The 25,840-nt window shown below is 59.5% G+C and carries 19 protein-coding genes and 3 tRNA genes; 9 read left to right on the top strand and 13 right to left on the bottom strand.

Annotated features, from left to right (window positions below; all coding sequences use genetic code 11):
• The first annotated feature begins 5 nt into the window (after positions 1 to 5).
• Both QZH45_RS11390 and QZH45_RS11385 read left to right on the top strand, forming a co-directional pair.
• The gene (locus QZH45_RS11390) at positions 6 to 1,052 is read left to right on the top strand and encodes an ABC transporter substrate-binding protein (RefSeq protein WP_024778319.1); all 1,047 of its coding nucleotides are present in this window, start codon (positions 6 to 8) and stop codon (positions 1,050 to 1,052) included.
• Positions 1,053 to 1,154: 102 nt separating this feature from the next.
• Positions 1,155 to 2,480: a leucine-rich repeat-containing protein kinase family protein gene (locus QZH45_RS11385; protein ID WP_055135810.1), complete on the top strand. Its 1,326-nt coding sequence runs from the start codon at positions 1,155 to 1,157 to the stop codon at positions 2,478 to 2,480.
• Between the two features lie 72 nt (positions 2,481 to 2,552).
• On the opposite strand, the gene QZH45_RS11380 is transcribed toward QZH45_RS11385, so the two are convergent.
• Positions 2,553 to 3,257, bottom strand: coding sequence for a YebC/PmpR family DNA-binding transcriptional regulator (locus QZH45_RS11380; protein WP_047703746.1), 705 nt, complete (start codon positions 3,255 to 3,257; stop codon positions 2,553 to 2,555).
• Positions 3,258 to 3,475: 218 nt separating this feature from the next.
• On the opposite strand from QZH45_RS11380, the gene QZH45_RS11375 reads away from it, so the two are divergent.
• Together QZH45_RS11375 and QZH45_RS11370 are read left to right on the top strand one after the other, a co-directional pair.
• A complete protein-coding gene (locus QZH45_RS11375) occupies positions 3,476 to 4,882 on the top strand; it encodes a type VI secretion system Vgr family protein (RefSeq protein ID WP_055135811.1) in 1,407 nt (468 codons plus the stop codon).
• A 167-nt stretch (positions 4,883 to 5,049) separates the two neighbouring features.
• The gene (locus QZH45_RS11370) at positions 5,050 to 5,598 is read left to right on the top strand and encodes a cytochrome b (RefSeq protein WP_053191500.1); all 549 of its coding nucleotides are present in this window, start codon (positions 5,050 to 5,052) and stop codon (positions 5,596 to 5,598) included.
• A 6-nt stretch (positions 5,599 to 5,604) separates the two neighbouring features.
• Here QZH45_RS11370 and QZH45_RS11365 read toward each other — a convergent pair whose 3' ends face one another.
• Positions 5,605 to 6,513 carry a 1-aminocyclopropane-1-carboxylate deaminase/D-cysteine desulfhydrase gene (locus tag QZH45_RS11365; protein ID WP_069018517.1) on the bottom strand — a complete coding sequence of 303 codons (909 nt, stop codon included), beginning with the start codon at positions 6,511 to 6,513 and terminating at the stop codon, positions 5,605 to 5,607.
• 198 nt (positions 6,514 to 6,711) lie between these two features.
• A complete protein-coding gene (locus tag QZH45_RS11360) occupies positions 6,712 to 8,751 on the bottom strand; it encodes an FAD-dependent oxidoreductase (protein WP_024778313.1) in 2,040 nt (679 codons plus the stop codon).
• Positions 8,752 to 9,002: 251 nt separating this feature from the next.
• Here QZH45_RS11360 and QZH45_RS11355 point away from each other — a divergent pair, with 251 nt between their 5' ends.
• The 3 genes from QZH45_RS11355 (at position 9,003) to QZH45_RS11345 (ending at position 12,595) form a co-directional block, all read left to right on the top strand.
• Positions 9,003 to 10,220, top strand: coding sequence for a DUF3422 domain-containing protein (locus QZH45_RS11355; protein WP_055135814.1), 1,218 nt, complete (start codon positions 9,003 to 9,005; stop codon positions 10,218 to 10,220).
• Between the two features lie 204 nt (positions 10,221 to 10,424).
• Positions 10,425 to 11,555, top strand: a complete 1,131-nt coding sequence (locus QZH45_RS11350; protein ID WP_055135408.1) for a carbon-nitrogen hydrolase family protein — start codon at positions 10,425 to 10,427, stop codon at positions 11,553 to 11,555.
• Positions 11,556 to 11,557: 2 nt separating this feature from the next.
• Positions 11,558 to 12,595: an AraC family transcriptional regulator gene (locus tag QZH45_RS11345; protein WP_024778310.1), complete on the top strand. Its 1,038-nt coding sequence runs from the start codon at positions 11,558 to 11,560 to the stop codon at positions 12,593 to 12,595.
• 293 nt (positions 12,596 to 12,888) lie between these two features.
• On the opposite strand, the gene QZH45_RS11340 is transcribed toward QZH45_RS11345, so the two are convergent.
• The 10 genes from QZH45_RS11340 to QZH45_RS11295 form a co-directional block, all read right to left on the bottom strand.
• Positions 12,889 to 13,752 (bottom strand): DUF2242 domain-containing protein, encoded by an 864-nt coding sequence (locus QZH45_RS11340; protein WP_055135407.1) that lies wholly within the window; start codon positions 13,750 to 13,752, stop codon positions 12,889 to 12,891.
• A gap of 224 nt (positions 13,753 to 13,976) precedes the next feature.
• Positions 13,977 to 15,848: a SurA N-terminal domain-containing protein gene (locus tag QZH45_RS11335; protein WP_024778308.1), complete on the bottom strand. Its 1,872-nt coding sequence runs from the start codon at positions 15,846 to 15,848 to the stop codon at positions 13,977 to 13,979.
• A 223-nt stretch (positions 15,849 to 16,071) separates the two neighbouring features.
• Positions 16,072 to 16,344 (bottom strand): HU family DNA-binding protein, encoded by a 273-nt coding sequence (locus QZH45_RS11330; RefSeq protein WP_024778307.1) that lies wholly within the window; start codon positions 16,342 to 16,344, stop codon positions 16,072 to 16,074.
• A 148-nt stretch (positions 16,345 to 16,492) separates the two neighbouring features.
• Complete coding sequence (lon, locus tag QZH45_RS11325; protein WP_024778306.1) at positions 16,493 to 18,889, bottom strand: endopeptidase La; 2,397 nt, start codon at positions 18,887 to 18,889, stop codon at positions 16,493 to 16,495.
• A 318-nt stretch (positions 18,890 to 19,207) separates the two neighbouring features.
• Entirely contained in the window at positions 19,208 to 20,491 is a 1,284-nt protein-coding gene (gene clpX / locus QZH45_RS11320; RefSeq protein ID WP_024778305.1) for an ATP-dependent Clp protease ATP-binding subunit ClpX, read from the bottom strand.
• A gap of 107 nt (positions 20,492 to 20,598) precedes the next feature.
• Entirely contained in the window at positions 20,599 to 21,240 is a 642-nt protein-coding gene (clpP, locus tag QZH45_RS11315; protein ID WP_003183177.1) for an ATP-dependent Clp endopeptidase proteolytic subunit ClpP, read from the bottom strand.
• Positions 21,241 to 21,332: 92 nt separating this feature from the next.
• Positions 21,333 to 22,643, bottom strand: a complete 1,311-nt coding sequence (gene tig / locus QZH45_RS11310; protein WP_024778304.1) for a trigger factor — start codon at positions 22,641 to 22,643, stop codon at positions 21,333 to 21,335.
• Positions 22,644 to 23,067: 424 nt separating this feature from the next.
• A tRNA-Leu gene (locus QZH45_RS11305) sits at positions 23,068 to 23,152 on the bottom strand.
• Positions 23,153 to 23,210: 58 nt separating this feature from the next.
• Positions 23,211 to 23,286, bottom strand: a tRNA-His gene (locus tag QZH45_RS11300).
• A 40-nt stretch (positions 23,287 to 23,326) separates the two neighbouring features.
• A tRNA-Arg gene (locus tag QZH45_RS11295) sits at positions 23,327 to 23,403 on the bottom strand.
• 281 nt (positions 23,404 to 23,684) lie between these two features.
• Here QZH45_RS11295 and folD point away from each other — a divergent pair.
• Together folD and pbpG are read left to right on the top strand one after the other, a co-directional pair.
• Positions 23,685 to 24,539 carry a bifunctional methylenetetrahydrofolate dehydrogenase/methenyltetrahydrofolate cyclohydrolase FolD gene (gene folD / locus QZH45_RS11290; protein ID WP_024778303.1) on the top strand — a complete coding sequence of 285 codons (855 nt, stop codon included), beginning with the start codon at positions 23,685 to 23,687 and terminating at the stop codon, positions 24,537 to 24,539.
• Between the two features lie 271 nt (positions 24,540 to 24,810).
• Positions 24,811 to 25,749, top strand: a complete 939-nt coding sequence (gene pbpG / locus QZH45_RS11285) for a D-alanyl-D-alanine endopeptidase (RefSeq protein ID WP_024778302.1) — start codon at positions 24,811 to 24,813, stop codon at positions 25,747 to 25,749.
• Positions 25,750 to 25,840: the final 91 nt, after the last annotated feature.

Genomic DNA, 25,840 nt, shown 5'->3' with positions numbered 1-25,840 from the left:
GCGCCATGAATCACGTCAAACGCACTGCACTGCTGGGCTTTTCCTGCTTGAGCGCATTGTTCGCCGTCGGCCAGGCACACGCCGAGCCAACGCTTTACCTGGGCATGAACGGCGGCACCATGGAGCGCCTCTATGCCGACAAGGTCTTGCCGGCCTTCGAAAAGGCCAACAACGTCAAAGTGGTGATCGTACCCGGGACCTCGGCGGACATCCTGGCGAAAGTACAGGCCAGCAAAGACAACCCACAGATGCACGTCATATTCCTGGATGACGGCATCATGTACCGCGCCATTTCCATGGGGCTTTGCGACAAACTCGAGGATAGCCCGCCCCTGGCACAAATCCCCGCCAAGGGCCGTATCAAGGATCAGGCCGCGGCCGTCAGCCTCGGTGTGACAGGGCTCGCCTACAACACGCGCCTGTTCAAGGAAAAAGGCTGGAGCGCCCCGACGTCATGGATGGACATGGCCGATCCGCGCTTCAAGGACAAACTGGTGTTCCAGTCGGTGGCCTCCTCCACCTTCGGCCTGCACGGCTTTCTGATGTTCAACCGGATCCAGGGTGGCAACGAGACCAACGTCGAGCCAGGCTTCAAGGCCTGGCCGAACACCGTAGGGCGCAACGTGCTGGAATACATCCCCAGCTCGGCGAAGATTTCCGAAATGCTGCAGACCGACGAAGCCGCGCTGTTCCCGCTGACGCCGACCCAAGTGACTGCATTGAAACTCAAGGGCATGCCAGTGGAATATGCGCAACCGAAGGAAGGCGCCGTGGTGCTGAACGTCGCCGAATGCGCCATCGCCCACAACACCCAACCCGAGCTGGCGCAGAAGCTCGCCGCCTTCCTGCTTACACCTCAAGCCCAGGCCATTGCCCTGGAAGAAGGCGACCAGATCCCATCCAACCCCAACACCCCCACCACCGACAAGACCCGTGGCCAGGTGGAAGCCATGAAGCAGTATCTGGAAACGGCGATTGCGGTGGACTGGGACCAGGTCAATGAACAGCGTCCGGCGTGGAATGCGCGCTGGAGCCGCAATATCGAGCGCTAGCCGAACTGGCATTTGTGGCGAGGGGATTTATCCCCTCGCCACAAGGTTTTTGTAACAAACTAGGTGGCATCGGACTTCTCTTGATCAACGGTGCCCCCTCCCATGAACACCCTCGCCCAACTCCGCGCCGGCCAGCTGTCAGGCATCACCCGGTTGGACCTGGCCTGCGGCTTGACACAGTTTCCCCGGGAAATCTTCGACCTGGCGGACTCCCTCGAGGTGCTCAACCTCAGCGGCAACCAATTGGAAACCCTGCCCGATGACTTGCATCGGCTGACCCGACTGCGGGTGCTGTTCTGCTCGGACAATCGCTTCACCGAACTGCCCGAATGCCTGGGCCGGTGTACCGCATTGACCATGGTCGGTTTCAAGGCCAACCGCATCGAGCACGTCCCCGCCGCGGCTCTGCCACCGCTGCTGCGCTGGCTGATCCTGACGGACAACCGCATCAGCCAACTGCCAGATGAGCTGGGACACCGCCCACATCTGCAAAAACTGATGCTGGCCGGCAACCGTCTGCAACAATTGCCCGCCAGCCTGGCCCAGTGTCACCGACTTGAGCTGCTGCGCATCGCCGCCAATCAGTTGGTCGATCTGCCGCAATGGCTGTTGGAACTGCCCCGCCTCAGTTGGCTCGCCTATGCCGGCAACCCGCTGGAAGCCCAGGCCGATGACGCCGCATTGCACAGCACCAACCCCATCGACTGGGCACAACTGAGCCTGCAACAACAACTGGGCGAAGGCGCCTCGGGAGTGATTCATCAGGCGCTGTGGCAATCGGCAGGCCAACCGGCGCGAAACGTCGCGGTTAAAATGTACAAGGGCGAGATGACCAGCGACGGCTCCCCACTGCATGAAATGCATGCCTGTATCACTGCGGGCCGGCATCCGAATCTGATTGAAGTGTTGGGTCAGGTCGCCGCACATCCCGAAAGGCAGGCCGGGCTGGTCATGGCGCTGATCGAGCCCAGTTACCGAAACCTGGCCGGGCTGCCGAGCCTGGCCTCTTGCAGCCGCGACGTGTATGCCGACACGTTGCGCTTGAACCCCTCTGCGGCTTTGCGTATCGCCCGGGGCATCGCCTCGGTGGCGGCACACCTGCACCGCCAGGGCATCACCCATGGGGATCTGTACGGGCACAACATCCTTTACAACGACCAGGGCGACTGCCTGCTGGGGGATTTTGGCGCGGCGTCTTTCCACGCCACCGCAGACACCCCGCAAACCCGCGCACTGCAACGCATCGAAGTGCGGGCCTTCGGGATTCTGCTCGGTGAGTTGCTGGCGCGGATCGAGCCGGAGGGCGATGAGGTGCAGCTTGCTGCGCTACAGGCGTTGAAGGCGCGTTGCTGCCAGCCAGACGTGCTGGCGCGGCCGGGGTTCGAGGAGATCGAGCGGGTATTGGCCGGCTGTTTGACCACCGGCTGATCGAACGCATGTCTTTGTGGCGAGGGGATAAATCCCCTCGCCACAAAGACATTCGCTCTTCAGGGAATCCTGTTAACCCGCCAACCCGACAAACATATCCTGCACGTCATCGTGGTTGTCGAGGCCTTCAAGGAACGCTTCGACCTCGGCCATCTGCTCGTCAGTCAGGCCGCTGACCGGGTTTTTCGGCTGGTAGCCCAGTTTGGCGGACAACACCGTGAAGCCTTGGGCCGGCAGCGCTTTCTGCACGGCATCAAGGTCGGCCGCATCAGTAATGAACAGCGTCGCACCCTCTTCGCCCGGTTCGAAATCCTGGGCGCCGGCCTCGATGGCGGCCATTTCCGGATCGGCGTCCGGGCTGTCCGGGGCGGCTTCGATCATGCCGACATGGTTGAAGTCCCAGGCCACCGACCCCGAAGCGCCCAACTGGCCCTTGCGGAACGCGACGCGGATTTCGGCCACGGTTCGGTTGATGTTGTCGGTCACGCATTCAACGATCAGCGGCACCTGGTGCGGCGCAAACCCTTCGTAGGTCACACGGTGGTACTGCACGGTTTCGCCGAGCTGGCCAGAACCTTTCTTGATCGCGCGCTCCAGGGTCTCGCGGGGCATCGAGGCCTTCTTCGCCTGCTCGACCACCAACCGCAGGTGTGCATTGGTCGCCACATCGGCACCGTTGCGCGCGGCAATGGTGATTTCCTTCACCAGCTTGCCGAAGATCTTGCCCTTGGCGTTGGCAGCCGCCTCTTTGTGTTTAACCTTCCACTGTGCGCCCATCATTCACTCTCTTGTCTGACGCGCCAAGACATCTGCCGGCCGGCGCTGTGGCGCAAGTTTATACGGCCTAAACCGGCTGATCGACCAAAAAATGCGCCCCGGCGAATCGACATTTTCACAACGTGTTGTAGGCAGTTTCCGAAATAGCGATTCGGGAGCACCGTTTCGCCCCGCGGTTTCGTACCCTCGCGGCTTCTTCTCTTCAAGTAAGCACCGCGATGCGCAACGACACGGAAAGCCCCTTCAGCCTGACACTCACGCAAAGCGACTTGCGCCTGCAAGTGCTGCGGTTCAGCGGTAGGGAGGCCCTCAACCAACCGTACCGCTTCGACCTCGAACTGATCGGCCTCACGCCGCCGATCAATCCCGACACGCTGCTGGGGCAACCAGCGTTCCTGCGCCTGGACGGTGATTCCGGCGTACATGGCATTGTCCAAAGTGTCAGCCTGAACGCCCATGCACCAAACCGCACCGGCTATCGCCTGGCACTGGTTCCCCATCTCCAGCGTCTGGAGCATGGCCCGAGACGACGGGTTTTCCATCAGCTCAGCGTCGTACAGATCCTGCAACGGCTGCTGGATGACAATGCGCTGCCCGCTCACAGCTACCGTTTCGAACTGCCCCACGGACAGTACCCATCCCGCCCGTTCTGTATCCAGTACGAGGAAAGCGACCTGGAGTTGCTGCAGCGGCTGTGCGAGCAAGAAGGCATTCATTACCACTTCGAACACTCGCCATCCGGCCATGTCCTGGTATTTGCCGAAGATCCCAAGAGTTTCCCGGCGCGGGCGGTCGAGCTGGCACTGCGCAAGCAAGCCGATGAACAACCGGCACTTGAGCGGCTGTACCAGCGTCACCACCCGACATTGCCTGCCCTGCCCGCCCGCTTCGCCGAGCGGGCAATGGCGCCCGCAGAAACCAGCGCAGCGAATCATGGGCTCAACGGCACCGATCACGAAGCGATGCGAGGCAATCCAGCGTTGGCTCACACCTATCAGATCGGGCGCCGGAACCTGGAACGCCTGCGCTGCCGGCAGCGGGAAATCCACGGCCACAGCAGTCAACCGGCCCTGCGCAGCGGCCACATAGTGCAGATCAGCGATCACCCGGTATCGACGTTCAACGATCAATGGCTGGTCATCGAGGTCCAGCATCGCGGGCGGCAGTTCTCGATCCTTGAAGCGAATCAGTCGCCCGTGTCGTCTGCCCGGGACTATCGAAACAGGTTCTCGGCCATCCCATGGTCCACCGTGTTCAGGCCCGCCCTCAAGCATCCCAGGCCCAGTATTCCCGGCTACCACGTGGCGCATGTACTCGGTCCCGCCGGGCAGCCGGCGGGACCCGATGAGCGAGGTCAGGTCCTTGTCAGTTTGTGGGGCCCGGATGACGAAGGCATTCCCCTGCCCATGTCGCGATCGAGCCCCCACGACAACCTGCCCCTGATGACAGGCAGTGAAGTGTTGGTCAGTTTTCTCGACGGCGATCCCGACCGGCCGGTGCTGTGCCCGGGCGGCATCGATAGCGGCGGCGGGCGCATCATGGCGCAGCCAAAACCGGCACCGGGCAACACCGACGTCAGGCTGCTGTTCGACTGGCTGCTGAACCCTCCCGACACAAAGCCGTGACGCATCACCAAATACCTTGATGGGCAGCCCGGCTCGCCAGCGGACGCAAACCGGGTTCCCATGGACAAAACCTGATCTGACTCATGCAAACCCAGCGAAACGGGCTTACAGTAACCCCCAACGCTGCTCAAGACGGCGCTTTACCCTGATGTCTGGAGATACCCCGCATGCCCTGGAAAAATTCCGAAAGCCGCTACAGTACCGTCACGGTCACCTTGCATTGGTTGATGCTGGTGCTGCTGGCTGTGGTTTATGCCTGCATTGAACTTCGCGGGATCTTCCCCAAGGGCAGCGGCGGCCGAACCCTGATCAAAGAAGCGCATTTCATGCTCGGCCTGACGGTCTTCCTGCTGGTCTGGCTGCGTCTGTTCGCCCGCAGCATCGGCAAGGCGCCGGCCATCTTCCCGGCTTCGCCTGCCTGGCAAACCATCCTTGCACGCCTGATGCACTGGGCGCTGTACCTGTTCATGATCGCCATGCCGCTGCTGGGCTGGCTGATCACCAGCGCCGAAGGGCATCAGGTGATGTTCTACGGTTTCGATCTGCCGCTGCTCATCGATCAGGACAAGGATTTCGCCAAACGGCTGGAAGGCTGGCATGTACTGGGCGGCACTATCGGCTACTGGCTGATCGGCCTGCATGCCCTGGCGGGGCTCTATCACCACTACGTCGTGCGCGATAACACGCTGCTGCGGATGATGCCAAAGCGCGGCTGATGAAGGTCACGCCCCCCCCCGGCGGCCTTGCAAACCGCCGGTGTGGACGAAGATCAAGCGCGTGCCTTGGGCAAACCGGCCAGCCTCGACGTGCGACTTGAGCAGCATCAACGCCTTGCCGGTGTAGAGCGGCTCCAGTTCGATGGCACCAGTGGCGTCGATGAAGGCGTTCAGTTGCGCGTCGGCCCGGGCGAAACCGCCACGGCTGCCGTCGAGCAATTCATAACGTGGATCGGCAATGCCTGCCTCTCGCACGACGCCATCGACCTGCTGCGCCACACCATGGTCCTCGGGCACCGCGAGCACACCATGGACCGGATGCGCGCCCGCTTCGGCCAACACCAGCCCCGCCAACGACGTTCCAGTCCCGCAAGCCAGCCACCAGCCGTAATAATCCGTCCAACCCAATGCCTCCAGTTGTTCACGGGCGCTGGTCACCCAGGCCTTGCAGCCCTGCGCGCCCGGCAAACCAGAGCCGCCCTCGGGCACCGGGTGCAGGTGGGGGTACCGCGCCTGCCAGGGTGTCCAGAAATCCGCGGCGTGCCGCTCACGATATCCGCCATACCCCAACCAGTGCAGATGCATGCCGAATGCTTGCAGATCGAGCACCGTCGGCGTTTCCCGGGGATGGCCACGCAGCAGCCCGACCGTTGGAAAGCCAAAGCGCTTGCCTGCGGCGGCCAGTGCATGCAGATGGTTGGAATAGGCACCGCCCAGGCTCATGATCCCCTCGGCACCGGCCTCGTGTGCGGCGCGCACATGGTGAACCAGCTTGAACCACTTGTTGCCGCTGATCAGGGGATCGATCCGGTCCAGGCGCAACACCGCCACTTCGACACCGGCGCGGGTGAGCCAGTCCAGATGAAGGGGTTCGAGTTTGGGGCTGGGGTGCCAGTCAAGGGCAGAAAGAAGCATTGCAAGCAGGCCTGGCGCGAAGAGGCCCGCATTCTAACAGGCGGTCACGGATGACCGCAGATTCAGCCTCACCACATCCCCCTGTGGGAGCGAGCCTGCTCGCGATAGCGGTGGTCCAGTCGACAGAAATGTCGGATGTGCCGCCGTCATCGCGAGCAAGCCCGCTCCCACAGGGGATCTGCGGCAACCCCGGGTGCCTTACAACTGCGCCGCCAACCGCGAACCCTGGTTGATGGCCCGCTTGGCGTCCAGCTCCGCCGCTACGTCGGCACCGCCGATGAGATGGACGCTCTGCCCCGCCGCTTCCAGGCCTTCCTGCAATTCACGCAGCGGATCCTGGCCGGCGCAGATCACGATGTTGTCCACGGCCAGCACCTGCGGCTCGCCGCTGTCACCGATACGGATGTGCAGGCCTTCGTCGTCGATCTTCAGGTACTGAACACCGTTGAGCATCTGCACTTGCTTGTTCTTCAGTCCCGTGCGGTGAATCCAGCCGGTGGTCTTGCCCAGGCCGTCACCGACCTTGGAGGTCTTGCGCTGCAACAGGAATACTTGCCGCGCCGGCGCATGGGGCTCGGCCTTGATCCCGGCCACGCCGCCGCGTGCCTCGAGTCGGGTGTCGATCCCCCACTCCTTCCAGAACGCCTCGCGGTCCTGACTGGTGGCTACGCCCTGGTGCACCAGGAACTCCGACACGTCGAAGCCGATACCACCGGCCCCGATCACCGCCACGCTGCGGCCCACCGGCTTGCGCTGCAGAAGCACGTCCAGGTAGCTCAACACCTTGGCATGTTCCACCCCGGGAATCGCCGGCAACCGAGGCGCGATCCCCGTGGCGAGGATAATCTCGTCGTAACCGCCAGCCACCAGTTGTTCCACATCTACACGGGTGTCGAGACACAGCTCGACATGAGTGGTCTGCAATTTGCGCTTGAAATAACGCAGGGTTTCGAAGAACTCCTCTTTGCCCGGCACTCGTTTAGCGACGTTGAACTGGCCACCGATCTCGCCGGCCGAATCAAACAGCGTCACCTGGTGCCCGCGCTCGGCCGCCACCGTGGCCGCGGACAACCCGGCCGGACCGGCGCCAACCACGGCAATTTTCTTCACCTGAGTAACTGGCAGATAGTTGAGTTCGGTTTCATGGCACGCCCGCGGGTTCACCAGGCAACTGGTGAGCTTGCCGCCGAAGGTATGGTCGAGGCAGGCCTGGTTGCAGCCAATGCAGGTATTGATTTCATCCGCCCGGCCAGCGGCAGCCTTGTTGACGAAATCCGGATCCGCCAGGAACGGTCGCGCCATGGAAACCATATCGGCGTCACCGTCAGCGAGGATCTGCTCAGCCACTTCCGGCGTATTGATACGATTGGTGGTGATCAGGGGAATACTTACCGAACCGCGCAGCTTGGCCGTGACCTTGCTGAACGCCGCCCGGGGAACCTTGGTGGCAATGGTGGGAATGCGTGCCTCATGCCAGCCGATACCGGTGTTGATGATCGTCGCGCCGGCCTGTTCGATGGCCTTGGCCAACTGGACGATTTCCTCCCAGGAGCTGCCGCCCTCCACCAGGTCGAGCATCGACAGGCGAAAAATGATGATGAAGTCCGGTCCTACCGCCTCGCGCACCCGTCGTACGATTTCCACCGGCAAGCGCATGCGGTTCTCATAGCTGCCGCCCCAACGGTCGGTCCGGTGGTTGGTGTGGGCCGCCAGGAACTGGTTAATGAAATACCCTTCCGAGCCCATGATCTCGACGCCATCGTATTCAGCTTGCCGGGCCAGCATCGAGCACGTGACGAAGTCACTGATCTGTTTCTCGATCCCTTCCTCATCCAGTTCCTTGGGCTTGAACGGATTGATCGGTGCCTGGATCGCGCTCGGCGCTACTTGCTTGGGGCTGTAGGCGTAGCGTCCGGCATGGAGAATCTGCATGCAGATCTTGCCACCGGCCTCGTGAACGGCCCGGGTAACGATCCGGTGCTTGAGCGCTTCTTCCTCGGTGGTCAACTTGGCGGCGCCGGAGTACACGCCGCCCTCGTCATTCGGTCCGATCCCGCCCGTCACCATCAGGCCCACACCGCCACGGGCACGCTCGGCAAAATATGCCGCCATACGCTCGAAACCACCGGGCTTTTCCTCGAGGCCCGTGTGCATCGACCCCATCAGGGTACGGTTGCGCAACGTGGTAAAACCCAGGTCCAACGGGGCCAGCAGATGCGGGTAATGAGGGGCGGTCATTGGTAACTCCACAACGGGCGATCACGGAAAGTGTGGAAGCTCTGCGGCTTCCATCAGTCATGCCCCACAGCCTAAGAGCCGGAACAACCGTGCTCAATGACCGAAACTGACAAGTTATTGATCCAAATGTGCAGCGATCCAGTACCAATGGATGAGCGAACCCAAGTGACTCCCAGTGGGATGGGCCAGTCCTATGCTCAGTGGCCCAAGCGGCTGAACAGAAAACAATTCAAACCACACAGGCCGCTCGCATGCATCCCCAGCGAAAGATCCTGCACAACGAACTGCACGCCCGTCCGTCGCTGTATTTCGACGAACCGGCCCATGTTTTCCATCTGGCGTTCCTGGGCGATAGCGTCCAATGCACGGCCCTGCTAGAGCGGCTTTGCCCCGATAGCGTGGTGGATCAGGCAGCCCAGGGTATCACCCGGATCGACGGACACCCGCTCAAGTGGGAACGTCACGCAGAGTTCTTCACCCTGACCCTGGTGGTGCCCGCCAGCAGTCACCAATTGCAGTGGACGACGCTACCTGAATGCCTGGCGCAAGGTATCGAAGGTCACACTCGGCAAATCATCAATTCGGTTCAGGTGGTGGTGCGCTCGGAAGACGGCCTCGACCTGTCCGAATACGGCTTCAAGGATCCCTGCGGCTCAAGCGTGGGGGGTGGCGATGCCGTGGTCTGGAGCGATTTTCGCCTCACCGAGGACGGCACCAACCGCTTCCTGTTTATCAATCGACGGCTCAACGCCTATCGCCAGGGACGCATGATCCGGCGCCTGCTCGAGATCGAAACCTATCGCATGATGGCGTCCTTGTCGCTCAGTGTCGCAAAGGCGCTGGACCCACAGTTGAACGAGTTCGACCGCAGCCTGGTGACACTCTCCGAACGCAACGCCAATGCCAGCGGCGTGCATGCCAAGGCCTTGCTGGAGGATATCGCGCAACTGTCTCGCCGGATCGTCGGCAGCTCAGTGAAAAATCGCCATCGTTTCAGCGCGACCCGGGCCTACGCACAACTGGTATTCGAGCGCCTGGGTGAGTTGCATGAAAGCCATCTGGGCGACTGCCAGAGGCTGGGCGTGTTTATCGAGCGACGCTTCAAGCCGACCGTGCGCTATTGCGCGGCGACCGAGCAACGCCTGGAACAACTGGCCATGAGCGTTGCCAACCTGGGCGACCTGCTCCAGGCGCGGGTGCAAGTGGAGATGGAAGACCAGAATGCAGAGATTCTGCGCAGTCTCAATGCGCGGGCCGATGCACAGATAAAGATCCAGCGTGCGGTAGAGGGGCTGTCGATCATCGCCATCACCTACTATCTGATCAACCTGTTCAAACTGGTCTATAGCGGGTTGCATACGCTGGGGGCGGATCTATCGGCGCGCGAAGCACTGCTGGGGATGACACCACCGGTACTGCTGATCATGTTGTTGATCATGCTGCGGATCAGAAAGGCCAAGAGTCACTGAACAGCCGATCAGTGTTGAAGCCTGTCCATTTCTCCTGTGGGAACGAGCCTGCTCGCGATAACGGTGTGTCAGCCACCATTGAGCTTGCTGAACCGGCGTCATCGCGAGCAGGCTCGTTCCCACACAGGGACTTCTCTTTTGCTAATTTCAGGTTTTCCCGTACCCTGCCCCGTAAGAATCGTACACGGCCGCTGACTGCTCTCCATGCGTAAACTTCTGTACCTGCTGTTTTCACTGGCCCTGATCGCCGCCCTGATGAGCTATGCACTGTGGACGACGGATCGTCCGACGGGGCACTACCTCTCTGACCTGCGCATCAACCTGGCGGTCGACCAGGGTGTCCCTGCCGATCGAGGCAACCTGCTGGGCATCCAGCCTGAACTGTTCCCCACCGACTACCAGAACCCCGGACACCTGCGCCGCAAACTGGCAGCCTACCTGCAGACCGCCCACGACCTGGGTTTGCTTAGCGACAAGACCATCGTGGTCTTGCCCGAGCACATCGGCACCTGGTTGATGATCAGCAGAGAAAAGGACGAGCTGTACCAGGCCGGCACACTGAAGGAAGCCATGAACTGGCTGGCGATCAGCAACCCGCTGGCGTTCATCCGAGGATTGATCAGTGCCCAAGGCGATAACCGCCTGGACGATGCCTACTTGCGCATGAAAGCCGACACCATGGCACGTGATTACCAGGCCATGTTCGGCGGGCTGGCCCGGGAGTTCGGCGTGACCCTGGTGGCCGGCTCCATCATATTGCCCGAACCCAGTGTCAGCGAAGGTGAACTGAAGATCGGCCGAGGTGCGCTGTATAACAGCAGCCTGGTGTTTGGCAGCGACGGCCTACCGCTCGGGCAGCCCCAACGTCAACAGCATCCGGTATTCGAGCAACGGGATGTGCTGGAGGCCGACCGCCAGCAAGCCCTGCGCGTCGTCGATACCCCCGCCGGACGCTTGGGCGTGCTGATCGGCAGCGACAGTTGGTATCCGCGCTATTACCGACAACTCAACGATCAGGGCGCGCAACTGATCGCGGTGCCCGCCTTTATCAGTGGGCGTGACACCTGGAACAAACCCTGGAACGGCTATAAAGGCCTGTCCACACCGAGCGAGGTGAGTCTCAAGCCCGGTGAGATGAGCGAAGGCCAGGCCTGGCACCGCCTGACGCTGACCAGTCAGTTACCCATCAGCCAGGCCAAGGGCGGTGTCAGCGTGTTTCTGCGTGGCCAGTTCTGGGACAACGGCAGCGCCGGTCAGAGTTTCATCAGCCACGACGGCCAGCACTTCTCCGACGGCGAAGCCCGTGGCGCCCTCCTGCTGAACTTGTGGTTGTGAACATGAAGCCGCCATCGATGCGCCTGGGCGACCTGTCCGTGGGCTTCGTCCACAGCCTGGCCGATGCGGTAGCCAGCCATGGCCAGGATCCCCAACCCCTACTCGAACAGTATGGCCTCGACACCGCGCGCCTGGCCGAGCCCCGGGCCCGATTATCGATTCCACGCTATATGCGCCTCGGTCACGCTGCGATCCAGCAGACCCAGGATGCGGCCCTGGGCCTGCGCATGGGTCAGCTCAGCCGCTTGAGCCAGGCCGGTCTCGCTGGCGTTACTGCGGCCCAGGCCCCGACGGTACGCGAAGCGGCACGCTGCTTGATCCGCTTCGAGCCGTTGTATGGCTCCAACTACCGTGGCCAATCGAGTTTTCACGAGGACGCCCGGGGTGCCTGGCTACGGTTCTATTCCATCAGCCCCTATAACGCCTATAACCGCTTCGTCGTGGACTCGATCATTGCCGGTTGGCTCCAGCAGTTATCCAGCGTAAGCGGCACCCCGCTACGGGCCGAGCGCATCGAGATCGAATTCGAGGCTCCGGCTTACCTGGACGCCTACCGTACACTTGGCGATTGCCCGATCCTGTTCGGCGCCGGCCAGAACCAGCTGCGCCTGGGCCTGGAAGACCTTGCCCGACGCAACCCGCAGCATTGCCCCAGCACCTGGCGGCATCTGGTTCTGCTGTGTGAGGGGGAACTGGAACAACTCACCCGCACCCGCAGCCTGCGCGAACGCATCACTCAACTGCTGGGGCCGTTGCTCAACGGTGGCCGGGAACCCGACCTGGAAGAAGTGGCAGCGCGCCTGAAGCTGCCGACCTGGACACTGCGCCGGAAACTGGCAGAAGAAGGCACGCAATTTCGCGCGATCCTCAATGACACGCGTCGCGACCTCGCCATGACCTACATTCGTGATACCGAACTGGCGTTCGGCGAAATCGCCTACTTGCTGGGCTTCGCCTCAGCCGAGGCATTCCAGCGCGCTTTCAAACGCTGGAATGGCCAGACGCCGGGAGAGTTTCGCCGCAGCCAGAGGGCGAGTTGAAGTTCAAGTTTCATGCAGCTCGCCGCTTGCGACCCCCCTTATAACTCCGTCGCATCCTCGGCGGGTTCCAGCGGGTCCAGCTCGTAGGCCTGGTATTCCAGCAGCTCTTCCTGATAATCATCCATTTTGAATCCTTCCCATATCATTGAACCGATGCCTGATGGCCTTGGTGTCAGAATAAAGCTGCTTTATGAACAAAACATGAAGCAAAGGCTTCATGTTTTAAACGTAGCACAGCGATGGGAAATCAACCTATGCAGGTGTGACAAGGAATGACTGCCTTGTCATGGTATTCAGGATGAAGGAAGCGGCTGGATTGCCTCGGTCGGCGGCGGCAAATCACTGGGAGGGGGTGGCGTGACGACTTCCAGCGTCGATTCCGGGCCTATGTATGGCGCAGGTTCGCTGGGTGCAATCGGCGCAGGTTCTGGAGGCGGGGCGACAGGCTGCGACGCTGCAGGTGCGGCTTCGGCTGGGACAGCTTGCTCTACCGGCGCAACAGGCGTCGGCGCTGGCGCTGGCGTCGGAACCGGAGCCGGAGCCGGTGTCAACGCAGCTGGTTCGGCCTTGGGCTCCGGTACCCCCAACTCAGTATCGGGCTTTGCAGCAACCGACGCGCCTTTCTTCGCTTCCGCAGGCAGGAACATCTCCACCAGGGCAAAGAAACGCTCGTAGAACTTGGTCGCCGATACGGTTTCGCTGGCCACCTTGACCATCGAGTCATCCGAGGAGCCGATCGGCATCGATACCGACCCCAACACACCCACGCCCAGGCTGGCGGAGTTGTTGATTTTCTTCAGCGCATAACGGTCCTGCAACGCGTTGGCAAACATGGTCGCATGATGTCCAGCACCACCGTCCTCGGCACAGACCAGGTTGAAGCTGATCTCCATGTGGGTATCACCGGTCTGCTGGAAACTCTTGTGACCACTGACCAGCTTCGGGTCGCTGCTGGTGATGATGTAGCCCTGGCTGAGCAAGGCCCGGCGCCCCGCTTCGCAGGTCACCGTGTCGCTCACCGGATAGGTGCGGGAGAACGTACCGGAATCATCGAAGTTCTCATGCTCGTAAATAGCAGCCTTCTTCGACGAGCAACCGGCTGCGGCAACCAGCATCAGCGCCAGTCCGACGGTGCGCATGTGAAATGATCTGAACATTGAACATCCTGAGGAAAACGGTCCGGGGGCGTATTGTGCAACAGAACGCCCATCGGCAGCGTGGGTATTCGTGTCTCAAAGGGGTTACAAGTCTACTGGGGGTTGTTGACGGGAAAAAGACGTAAATCCAGTGGGCCGATGAACATCTTGTCATCTGGCAATGGGTGGATACAAAAAGACCCCGGCTTTTTCAGCCGAGGTCTTTTGAGCAAGCCATCAGGGCATCAGTAACGCTTGATGTCCGCCTCGCTTTCCAGCTGCTTGCGATAAGCCGCAAAGTCCTGCTGGCCAACACGGGATGCGAGATAGCGACGATATTCGGCCTTCTCCGCATCAGTGGGTGCCGCCGCTTCATTCACGCCGCGCAGTTGCACCAGCATCAGATTGCCGTCAGGCAAGGTCACACTGGCAAACGTCGGCTTGTCCTTGGACTCGGGCTTTGGCATGCGGAACAACGCCTGCAGCACCGTCGGTTCGATACCTTCCTGGCTGCGGGTTGCCGCCTCGATGACCTTCCAGTTCTGACCGTCGACAGGCTTGGCCAGCGGGGTCTTTCCTTCGCGCAAGCTGGCGATCAGCTCATCGGCCCGGGTCTTCGCGGCCTCACTGGCGCGCTCCTTGGCCAACTGAGTACGGATGGCAGCTTCCACGCTTTCCAGCGGCAGTTGCTCAGGCTTGCGATGCTCCTTGGCACGCAGCACCACGACGGTTTCCGGATCCAGCTCGATCGCGCTGCTGTTGGCACCCTCATCAAGCACTTCCGGGCTGAACGCGGCAGTGACGATAGCGCGGTTGGCCGCAATCCCTTCCCCACCTTCGCGCCCAAACGGCGCCGACGTGTGGACGGTGAGTTTCAGGTCCTGGGCCGGCTGCGCCAAATCGGAAGCCTCGAACGAAGCATCTTCCAATTGCTTGGCCGCCTCGACGAAACGCTGCTCGACCTGCTGGGTTTTCAGCTCGTGGGTCAGCTTGCCCTTGAGGCTGGCAAAGGTCGGGACCTCAGGCGCTTCGACACCCAACAGCTTGATCAGGTGAAAACCGAAACTGGTGCGCACCGGTGCCGAAACCTGATCCTTGCTCAACGCGTACAGCGCCTTTTCGAACGCCGGATCGTAGACACCTGGACCGGCGTAACCGAGATCACCGCCATTGTTGGCCGAGCCCGGATCCTGGGAGAACTCCTTCGCCAGGGCCTCAAACGATTCGCCCTTGGCCAGGCGAGCCTGGATTTCCTCGATCTTCGCCTTGGCCTGGGCTTCGGTGACCTTGTCGTTCACCTCGATCAGGATGTGGGCCGCCCGACGCTGTTCGGACAGGTTGGCGATTTCTTTCTGATACGCCGCTTGCAGGTCTTCATCCTTGACGCTGACCTGATCGAAGAAATCGGCTTTCTTCAGCTCAAGGTAATCGATCACCACCTGATCGGGGGTCATGAATTCCTTGGCGTGCTTGTCGTAGTAAGCCTTGACCTCGTCATCGGTCAGCTTCACTGCCGACGGATCAGCCTTGAGGGTCAAGGTGGCAAAGTCGCGGGTCTGCTTTTCCAGACGAGCGAACGCCAGTACCTGGGCATCAGTGACGAAACCACTGCCGGCCAGGCCAGCACGCAGTTGGCCAATCAGCATTTCCTGGGCCAGCATCTGGCGGAATTGCAGGCGACCGTAACCCAGCTGGCGAATCACCTGGTCAAAACGTTCCGGGCTGAACTTGCCATCGACCTGGAACTCAGGCGTCTGCAGGATCACCTGGTCCAACGCGGCTTCGGAAAAAGCGAACTTCGCATCGTGCGCGCCTTGCAGCAGCAACTTGCGATCGATCAGGCCCTTGAGCGCCGAATCGCGGAGCATCTTTTCGTCCAGCAGAGAGGCGTCGAAGTCCTTGCCCAGCTGTTGCATGAGCTGGCGGCGTTGCATGTCGACCGCCTGACTCAGCTCGTTCTGGCTGATGTTCTCGCCGTTGACCTTGGCCGCGTCATTGCTGTGGGTGGTGGCTCTGAAAATGGCATCGAAACCGGTCAACGCCATCAACGCGACGATAACCCCGATGATGGTCTTGGCAATCCAGCCTTGTGAATTGTCCCTGATATTCTGCAGCATGCGTCCCCCAGAAACGGTTGAACTTCAAATTAGGCAACCGTGGAGCGTGGGTAGAATCCGGATAGAAGAAAGGCGCATCCGAGGATGCGCCTTCTCGTAACTGGCGGAGCGGACCGGGCTCGACCCCGCGAGCCCTGGCACGACAGACCGGTTGGAACCGATCCCACTACCGCTCCGCTTGCCAAGCCAGGCATGACCCCGACCCGGATAAACTCAATGAAACTTAGTTAACGGCGTCTTTCAGTGCTTTACCAGCCTTGAAGCCTGGCTTCTTGGCAGCAGCGATCTGCAGTGCCTGGCCAGTTTGCGGGTTGCGGCCGGTACGAGCTGGACGATCGGTAACGGAGAAGGTACCGAAACCAACCAGAACAACGGAGTCGCCAGCCTTGAGAGCGCCAGTGACGGATTCGATTACAGCGTCCAGCGCGCGGCCAGCAGCAGCTTTCGGGATATCAGCGGATGCAGCGATAGCATCAATCAGTTCCGACTTGTTCACTCTAAGTCCCCTTATATCTATTTGAGATGATTCTAAGTTTTTTTGGTGAAAGCAAAAACGAGTGCTGAATGGCCTACAGACACTTAAGAGCCGCTTTATAACAAGGGCTCTAAAAAACTGTCAAGGAAGCCCCCCAGGCAAATGCGTATTAATGCGTGCTAATTCTTTCCTTAGAGTCAGACTCTCGCTTCTCATCTTTCGCGACAATCTCCGGAGCCACATCCGGCAAGGGCTCCGGCGCGTATTGCAGCGCAATTTGCAGGACCTCGTCAATCCATTTAACGGGTTTGATCTGAAGATCCTGCTTGATATTGTCAGGAATTTCTTTCAGATCGCGCACATTTTCCTCGGGAATGATCACGATCTTGATCCCGCCACGGTGTGCCGCCAGCAATTTTTCCTTCAAACCACCAATTGCCAGTACCTGCCCGCGCAGAGTAATTTCACCGGTCATGGCCACGTCGGCGCGCACCGGAATGCCGGTCAGTGCCGATACCAGGGCCGTGCACATGCCTACACCGGCGCTAGGGCCGTCTTTGGGCGTAGCCCCTTCAGGCATATGGATATGCGTGTCGCGCTTCTCATGGAAGTCCAGGGGAATGCCCAGGCTCCGGGCACGGCTGCGAACGACCGTCTGCGCTGCCGTGATCGACTCGACCATCACATCACCCAGGGAACCGGTCTTGATCAGTTGCCCTTTGCCCGGTACCACGGCAGCTTCGATGGTCAGCAACTCACCACCAACCTGAGTCCACGCCAGGCCGGTCACCTGACCGATCTGATCCTGCTGCTCGGCGAGGCCGTAGCGGAATTTGCGCACGCCCAGGAAATGCTCCAGCAGGTCCGAAGTGACCTTGACCGCAAAGCGTTTTTCCAGCGCATGTTCCTTCACCGCCTTGCGGCAGACCTTGGCAATCTGTCGCTCCAGGCCCCGCACACCGGCTTCGCGGGTGTAGTAACGGATGATGTCGCGAATCGCCTCCTCGTCGAATTCCAGTTCGCCTTTTTTCAAGCCGTTGGCCTGGATCTGCTTCGGCGAAAGGTATTTGACGGCGATATTGATCTTCTCGTCCTCGGTGTAGCCCGGCAGACGAATCACTTCCATACGATCCAGCAACGCCGGCGGGATGTTCATGGAGTTGGAAGTGCACAGGAACATCACGTCCGACAAGTCATAGTCGACTTCAAGATAATGATCGTTGAAGTTGTGGTTCTGCTCCGGATCAAGCACTTCGAGCAATGCGGAGGCAGGATCGCCACGCATATCGCTACCCATCTTGTCGATTTCGTCCAGAAGGAACAGCGGATTGCGCACGCCGACCTTAGTCATCTTTTGAATCAATCTTCCTGGCATCGAACCGATGTAGGTACGGCGATGACCACGAATTTCCGCTTCGTCGCGCACGCCACCAAGGGCCATTCGTACGAACTTGCGATTGGTGGCGTGGGCAATCGACTCCGCCAGGGAGGTTTTACCAACCCCCGGAGGACCGACCAGACACAACACCGGACCACGGATTTTCTTCACGCGCTTTTGCACGGCGAGGTATTCGAGGATACGTTCCTTGACCTCCTCCAGGCCGTAATGGTCGGCGTCGAGAATGTCCTCGGCACGAGCCAGGTCCAGGCGCACCTTGCTCTGGGCTTTCCACGGTACCTGCACCAACCAGTCGATGTAGGAGCGCACCACGGTAGCTTCGGCGGACATCGGCGACATCTGTTTGAGCTTGTTCAGCTCAGCCTGGGCCTTGGCGAGGGCATCCTTGGGCAAACCAGCGGCGTCGATGCGCTTTTTCAGCTCTTCGACTTCGTTATGGCCTTCATCACCGTCGCCCAACTCTTTCTGAATGGCCTTCATCTGCTCATTCAGGTAGTACTCGCGCTGGCTACGCTCCATTTGTTTCTTCACGCGACCACGAATGCGCTTTTCGACCTGCAACAGATCGATCTCGCCATCGAGCAATGCCAGCACGTGTTCGACACGGGCGGACAATTCGATGATCTCGAGGATTTCCTGCTTCTGTTCGATCTTGAGCGCCATGTGGGCGGCCATCGTATCGACCAGCCGACCAGGCTCATCGATGCTGTTAAGCGAAGAGAGCACCTCAGCCGGTACTTTCTTGCCCAACTGGACATACTGTTCGAACTGGGACAACAGGCTGCGGACGAACACCTCCGACTCACGCTCGGGCACGTCGGCTTCGTCGATCAGTGATACTTCGGCGCGACAATGGCCGTTCACTTCGCTGAAGCGCTCGACCGCCCCGCGCTGCTCGCCTTCGACAAGGACCTTGACGGTGCCGTCGGGCAGCTTGAGCAATTGCAGAACCGTTGCAATGGTACCTACGCGATAGAGCGCATCTTCACCAGGATCATCGTCAGCAGGATTTCTCTGGGCCACCAGCAGAATCTGCTTGTCACCCGCCATCGCGGCCTCGAGGGCTTCGATGGACTTTTCGCGCCCCACGAACAGCGGGATAACCATGTGCGGATATACCACGACATCGCGCAATGGCAAGAGAGGCAATTCGATGGTTGTCTTCATGATTTCGCCTCAACGGCGGCCACAAGGCCGGAAACAGATGGAAGTAAGCTTGAAACCAAGATGGGGGCAGCCTTGAAAAAAAACAAGCGCTAAGGCTGATGTCAGTCAATTAAGGATCAAACGGCGCAGAGCCTGCGGGAACAAAGCTTGCTCGCGATCGGGATCTGTGAGTCAACCACGATATCGGCTGGTCCGCCGCTATCGCGAGCACGTTTTGCTTGCACGGCCTGGTGGCCTGGCATTGAGCCCTGAGACGCTCCAAAAGGACGCCAAAAGCAAAAGGGGCCCGAAGGCCCCTCCTTTGTTCCAGCAGGACACTTAAGCGTCCGGTGCAGCCTTGGCAGCCGGCTCACTGTTTTCGTAGATATACAGCGGCTTGGACTTGCCTTCTATGACGCTTTCGTCGATCACGACCTTGCTCACCTCGGACTGCGAGGGGATTTCATACATCGTATCGAGCAATACACCTTCGAGAATCGAGCGCAACCCACGGGCACCGGTCTTACGCTCCAGGGCACGCTTGGCCACCGATTTCAACGCGTCGGAACGGAACTCCAGGTCTACACCTTCCATTTCGAACAGCTTTGCATACTGCTTGGTCAGGGCGTTCTTCGGCTCGGTCAGGATCTGCATCAGCGCAGCTTCATCCAGCTCGTCCAGCGTCGCCAGAACCGGCAAACGACCGACGAACTCAGGGATCAGGCCAAACTTGACCAGGTCGTCAGGCTCGACTTCACGCAGGGACTCGCCAACCTTCTTGCCCTCTTCCTTGCTGCGCACTTCGGCATTGAAGCCGATGCCGCCACGAGTGGAGCGGTTCTGAATAACCTTTTCCAGCCCGGAGAATGCACCGCCGCAAATGAACAGGATGTTACGGGTGTCGACCTGCAGGAATTCCTGCTGCGGATGCTTGCGACCACCCTGGGGCGGAACGGAAGCGACCGTGCCTTCGATCAACTTGAGCAAGGCCTGCTGTACCCCCTCACCGGATACATCCCGAGTGATGGACGGGTTGTCGGACTTGCGGGAAATCTTGTCGATTTCATCGATGTAGACAATGCCCATCTGGGCCTTTTCGACATCGTAGTCGCACTTCTGCAACAACTTCTGAATAATGTTCTCGACATCCTCCCCCACGTAACCCGCCTCGGTGAGGGTGGTTGCGTCGGCGATGGTGAACGGAACGTTCAGCAAACGGGCCAGGGTTTCGGCAAGCAGGGTCTTACCCGAGCCTGTCGGACCGATCAGCAGGATGTTGCTCTTGCCGAGTTCGACCTCGTCATTCTTTTTGTCACGCTGGTTCAGGCGTTTGTAGTGGTTGTAAACCGCTACGGCCAATACCTTTTTCGCACGCTCCTGACCAATTACATACTGGTCAAGGATGCCGCTGATTTCTTTAGGCGAAGGCAACTTATGCGCGCTGCTTTCGGCCTGGGCTTCCTGCACCTCCTCGCGGATGATGTCATTGCACAGGTCGACGCACTCGTCGCAAATGAAGACCGAGGGGCCGGCAATCAATTTGCGTACTTCATGTTGGCTTTTGCCACAGAAAGAGCAATAAAGCAGTTTGCCGTTGTCCTCGCCGTTGCGGGTGTCAGTCATTCGATCGATCCAAATCCGATAGGCTTGCAACACAAGATGAAGGCAATTGCGGGCTTTTTCAAGCCCGCAGGCGGCCGGTCATCCCAACCACCTGCATTTTGAGTGGCTCAGGCAGGCATTTGACGCTTGTTGATCACGGAGTCGATCAGGCCATATTCGGCTGCACGCTCGGCGCTCATGAAGTTGTCACGCTCGGTGTCACGCTCAATGGTCTCGAGACTTTGACCGGTGTGATGAGCCAACAGCGAGTTCAAACGCGAACGAATGTGGAGGATTTCCTTGGCATGGATGTCGATATCCGACGCCTGGCCCTGGAAGCCGCCCAATGGCTGGTGAATCATCATGCGCGAGTTAGGCAGGCAATGACGCTTGCCCGCTGCACCACCGGCGAGCAGGAAAGCGCCCATGCTGCAGGCCTGGCCGATGCAGATGGTGGAAACGTCTGGCTTGATGAATTGCATGGTGTCGTAGATCGACATGCCTGCTGTCACCGAGCCGCCGGGTGAGTTGATATAAAGATGGATATCCTTGTCCGGGTTTTCCGCTTCAAGGAACAGCAGTTGCGCCGCGACCAGGTTGGCCATGTAGTCTTCAACGGGTCCGATCAGGAAGATGACGCGTTCCTTGAGCAGACGCGAGTAGATGTCATAGGCACGTTCGCCACGGGCGGACTGCTCGATAACCATCGGGACCAGGCCGCCTGCGGCCTGGATGTCAGAGCTCTGCTGATAAAAAGAATTGCGGGACATGTCTCGCAGTCACTCCCAAATAGTTATGTCTTGAATACGCATAAGCCAGCGCGAAGGCTGGCTTATGGTGTGTATTTCTTACCGCAGAACAATCAATCGGCTTGTGGAGCTTCCACCGGCTTGACCGCTTCTTCGTAAGAGACCGCTTTATCGGTCACGCTAGCTTTCTGCAGAACAGTATCCACAACTTGTTCTTCGAGCACAACCGAACGGACTTCGTTCAGTTGCTGGTCATTCTTGTAGTACCAGGACACGACTTGCTCAGGCTCCTGGTAGGCCGAAGCCATTTCCTGGATCAGCTCGCGAACGCGGGCTTCGTCAGGCTTGAGTTCGTATTGCTTGACCACTTCCGCAACGATCAGGCCCAGTACGACACGACGCTTGGCTTGCTCTTCGAACAGCTCGGCCGGCAGTTGATCAGGCTTGATGTTGCCACCGAACTGCTGAACAGCCTGCACGCGCAGACGGTTCACTTCGTTGTCCAGCAGCGCTTTCGGCACTTCGATCGGGTTGGAAGCCAGCAGACCGTCCATGACCTGGTTCTTGACCTTGGACTTGATGGCCTGACGCAGCTCACGCTCCATGTTCTTGCGAACTTCGGCGCGGAAACCTTCCAGACCGGTTTCCTTGATACCGAACTGGGCGAAGAACTCTTCGTTCAGCTCAGGCAGCTTCGGCTCGGAAACACTGTTTACGGTCACGGTGAACTCGGCGGCTTTGCCAGCCAGGTCCAGGTTCTGGTAGTCCTCTGGGAAGGTCACGTTCAGAACGCGCTCTTCACCGGCTTTCGCGCCGACCAGGCCATCTTCGAAGCCTGGGATCATGCGACCGGAGCCCAGTACCAACTGGGTGGCCTTGGCAGAACCGCCTGCGAACACTTCACCGTCGACCTTGCCGACGAAATCGATGTTCAGTTGATCTTCGTTCTGGGCAGCGCGATCGGTCACTTCGAAACGGGTGTTCTGCTTGCGCAGGATATCCAGCATCTTGTCCAGGTCGGCATCCGACACGTCAGCGCTCAGGCGCTCGACGGCAATGGACTCGAAACCGGCAACAGTGAACTCGGGGAACACTTCGAAAGTGGCAACGAACTCCAGGTCCTTGCCTTTTTCCAGCACTTTAGGCTCGACCGATGGCGCGCCGGCCGGGTTCAGCTTCTGCTCGACCACAGCTTCGTAGAACGAAGACTGGATCACGTCGCCCACGGCTTCCTGGCGCGCATCAGCTTCGTAACGCTGACGGATCACGCTCATTGGCACCTTGCCTGGACGGAAACCTGGGATTTTGGCCTTTTGGGCAGTCTGCTGCAGACGCTTGTTGACCTGAGTCTCGATGCGCTCAGCCGGCACGGTGATGCTCATGCGGCGCTCAAGAGCAGTAGTATTTTCAACAGAAACTTGCATGGATATTCCTCGTTGCACAGACGTTGGCCGGGCGTTTTCCGACCCCAGAATCAAGGGCATGCATTCTAGTAGGTCAAACTCAAGAAGTCACCCTACTGAAAATGACTGGAAAACAGGCGCCGGCATTAGGAGCGAGGCAAACAGTCATGCCCCGCCCGGATTGCAAATACAGCCGATCATTCCAGAGGCTCTGCGCCAACGCTTCTATATATAGAAACGTGAACCTGCACGTTCCCGGCACTCGAGTACCGCCAGGAGACCGACGGGCATACCGCGCATCATCGCGAAACACAATCGCAACAACCCATTGCCAAACCTGTCCCGAAACAAGACAGACGACAAACCATCCGAATGCCGAAAACAAAAACGGCGCAGCCCTCTTCAGGTACTGCGCCGTTCTCTGCTATTCAAATAGCGACTTGTATGGTGCGGACGGAGAGACTCGAACTCTCACACCTTGCGGCGCTGGAACCTAAATCCAGTGTGTCTACCAATTCCACCACATCCGCGTAGCAAGCTTTTAAAGCAAAGGCGCCAGATTGTTAGATCTGGCGCCTTTCTAGAATATGGGGTGGACGATGGGGATCGAACCCACGACAACGGGAGTCACAATCCCGTGCTCTACCAACTGAGCTACGCCCACCATATTGCCTTGTTGCGTTACTTGTGCCAAAGCTGCCTAATGGCGCACCCGGCAGGACTCGAACCTGCGACCATCCGCTTAGAAGGCGGATGCTCTATCCAGCTGAGCTACGGGCGCCTTTTTAATCTGTATTCTTTGACGACTACAAACTAAATGCTTTCAGTTTTGCCGAGTTAAAACAACCAACTCCGCTCCACCTTCTTAACCAGTGCTAGGCTGTGCCCGACAAGTGCGACGAATGTTATAGACGGCCTGATAGGTCGTCAACTCTTTTTTAAAAAAAATTCATTTAATTAAAGGGGTTAGGGGAATTTGCAGACCAAGCGCCTTTGCCCTCACGCCTCGGCATGCGAGAATGCGCTCTCTTTTTTTCCCCTCTCGATGGTTAACCACGCGCAATGACTGCACAACTTATCGACGGCAAATCGATCGCCGCCAGCCTGCGCCAGCAGATCGCCCAACGCGTCACCGAGCGTCGCCAGCAAGGCCTGCGCACGCCCGGTCTCGCGGTGATCCTGGTCGGCAGCGATCCCGCCTCTCAGGTTTATGTCTCGCACAAGCGTAAAGACTGTGAAGAGGTCGGCTTCCTTTCCCAGGCCTACGACCTGCCTTCCGAAACCACCCAGCAAGCGCTGGCTGATCTGATCGATCGCCTGAACGATGACCCGAACATCGACGGCGTTCTGCTCCAGCTGCCCCTGCCTGAGCATCTGGACGCCTCCAGACTCCTGGAACGCATCCGGCCGGACAAAGATGTCGACGGCTTCCATCCCTATAACGTCGGTCGCCTGGCCCAACGCATCCCGCTGCTGCGCCCCTGCACACCAAAAGGCATCATGACGCTGCTGGAAAGCACGGGCGTGGACCTTTATGGCCTCGATGCAGTAGTCGTGGGCGCGTCCAACATCGTTGGCCGGCCGATGGCCATGGAGTTGCTGCTGGCCGGCTGCACCGTGACCGTGACCCACCGCTTCACCAAGGACCTGGCCGGCCATGTCGGACGCGCCGACCTGGTGGTCGTGGCAGCCGGCAAGCCTGGCCTGGTCAAGGGCGAGTGGATCAAGGAAGGCGCCATCGTCATCGATGTGGGCATCAATCGCCAGGATGACGGCAAGCTGGTGGGTGACGTGGTCTACGAGACCGCCCTGCCCCGTGCCGGCTGGATCACACCGGTACCCGGCGGCGTGGGCCCGATGACCCGTGCCTGCCTGCTGGAAAACACGCTGTACGCGGCCGAGACGCTGCATAGCTGAGTTTCTCCCGCCAAAACGAAACCCTGTGGGAGCGAGCCTGCTCGCGAAGCGGTGTGTCAGTCAGCCATCAACGCGCTGACACGCCAACTTCGCGAGCGGGCTCGCTCCCACATTGGTTTGGATCCCCCTTTTATTAAACTTTATTTATTCGCAAGCCTCAGTGGTACAGGCATGTAGCGCTGTTGTCGCCCATACTCATAAAATGCAGCGCTTTTTTCAAAAGCCGCTACTGAACGGCCTCTTCATCTTCAATTCTACCGAGCCTATTCGCGTGAAAATCCGTATTTCGATCCTCAGCCTGTTCATCGCTTTTTCAGGCGCGCTTATCACGCAGGATATCAACGCGCAGGAAACCATCGCAGCTCCACGAGACACGTCAAAACTGCAAGTCGCTTCGGGCAGCGCGATGTTGCTGGACCTGCAAACGGATAAAGTCGTCTATTCCAGCAATCCGGACGTGGTGGTACCCATCGCCTCGGTGACCAAATTGATGACCGGGCTGATCGTGCTGGATGCCAAGCAGGACCTTAACGAGTACATCTCCATGACCATCGCCAACACCCCGGAGATGAAAGGGGTGTTTTCCCGAGTCAAACTCAACAGCGAACTGTCGCGTCGCGACGTGTTGCTGATTGCGCTGATGTCCTCGGAAAACCGCGCCGCCGCCAGCCTCGCGCACCATTACCCGGGCGGCTACGCAGCGTTCATCGCCGCCATGAACGCCAAGGCGAAGGCACTGGGCATGACCAGCACTCACTATGTCGAGCCGACAGGCCTGTCGATCCATAACGTATCCACCGCCAGGGACCTGACCAAGCTGCTGATAGCTGCTCGCAAATACCCCCTGCTGAGCGAATTGAGCACCACCAAGGAAAAGACCGTCACCTTCCGCAAACCGGTTTACAGCCTGGGCTTTCGCAACACTGATCACCTGATCCACAAGGATAATTGGGATATTCAGTTGACCAAGACCGGCTTCACCAACCAGGCCGGTCACTGCCTGGTGCTGGTGACGAAAATGGGTAATCGGCCGATGGCCCTGGTGATCCTCGATGCCTTTGGCAAGTACACTCACTTCGCCGACGCCAGCCGGATTCGTAGCTGGGTGGAAACGGGCAAGAGCACCAATGTGCCGGCGGTGGCCATGCAGTACAAGGCGGCGAAGAACCTCAAGAGTCGCCAGAGCGGCGTCGTGGAAGCCTCCAAGTAATTGACGAATGCGCCGGCATCTGTGGCGGGGGGGATTTATCCCCTCGCCACAATGGCTCATAAACCCTGGGGAGCAACATGACCCAACTCGT

Origin of the sequence: Pseudomonas corrugata (assembly GCF_050920615.1) — a bacterium.
Lineage (GTDB): Bacteria > Pseudomonadota > Gammaproteobacteria > Pseudomonadales > Pseudomonadaceae > Aquipseudomonas > Aquipseudomonas corrugata.
This window is presented reverse-complemented; position numbering and strand designations above follow the sequence as displayed.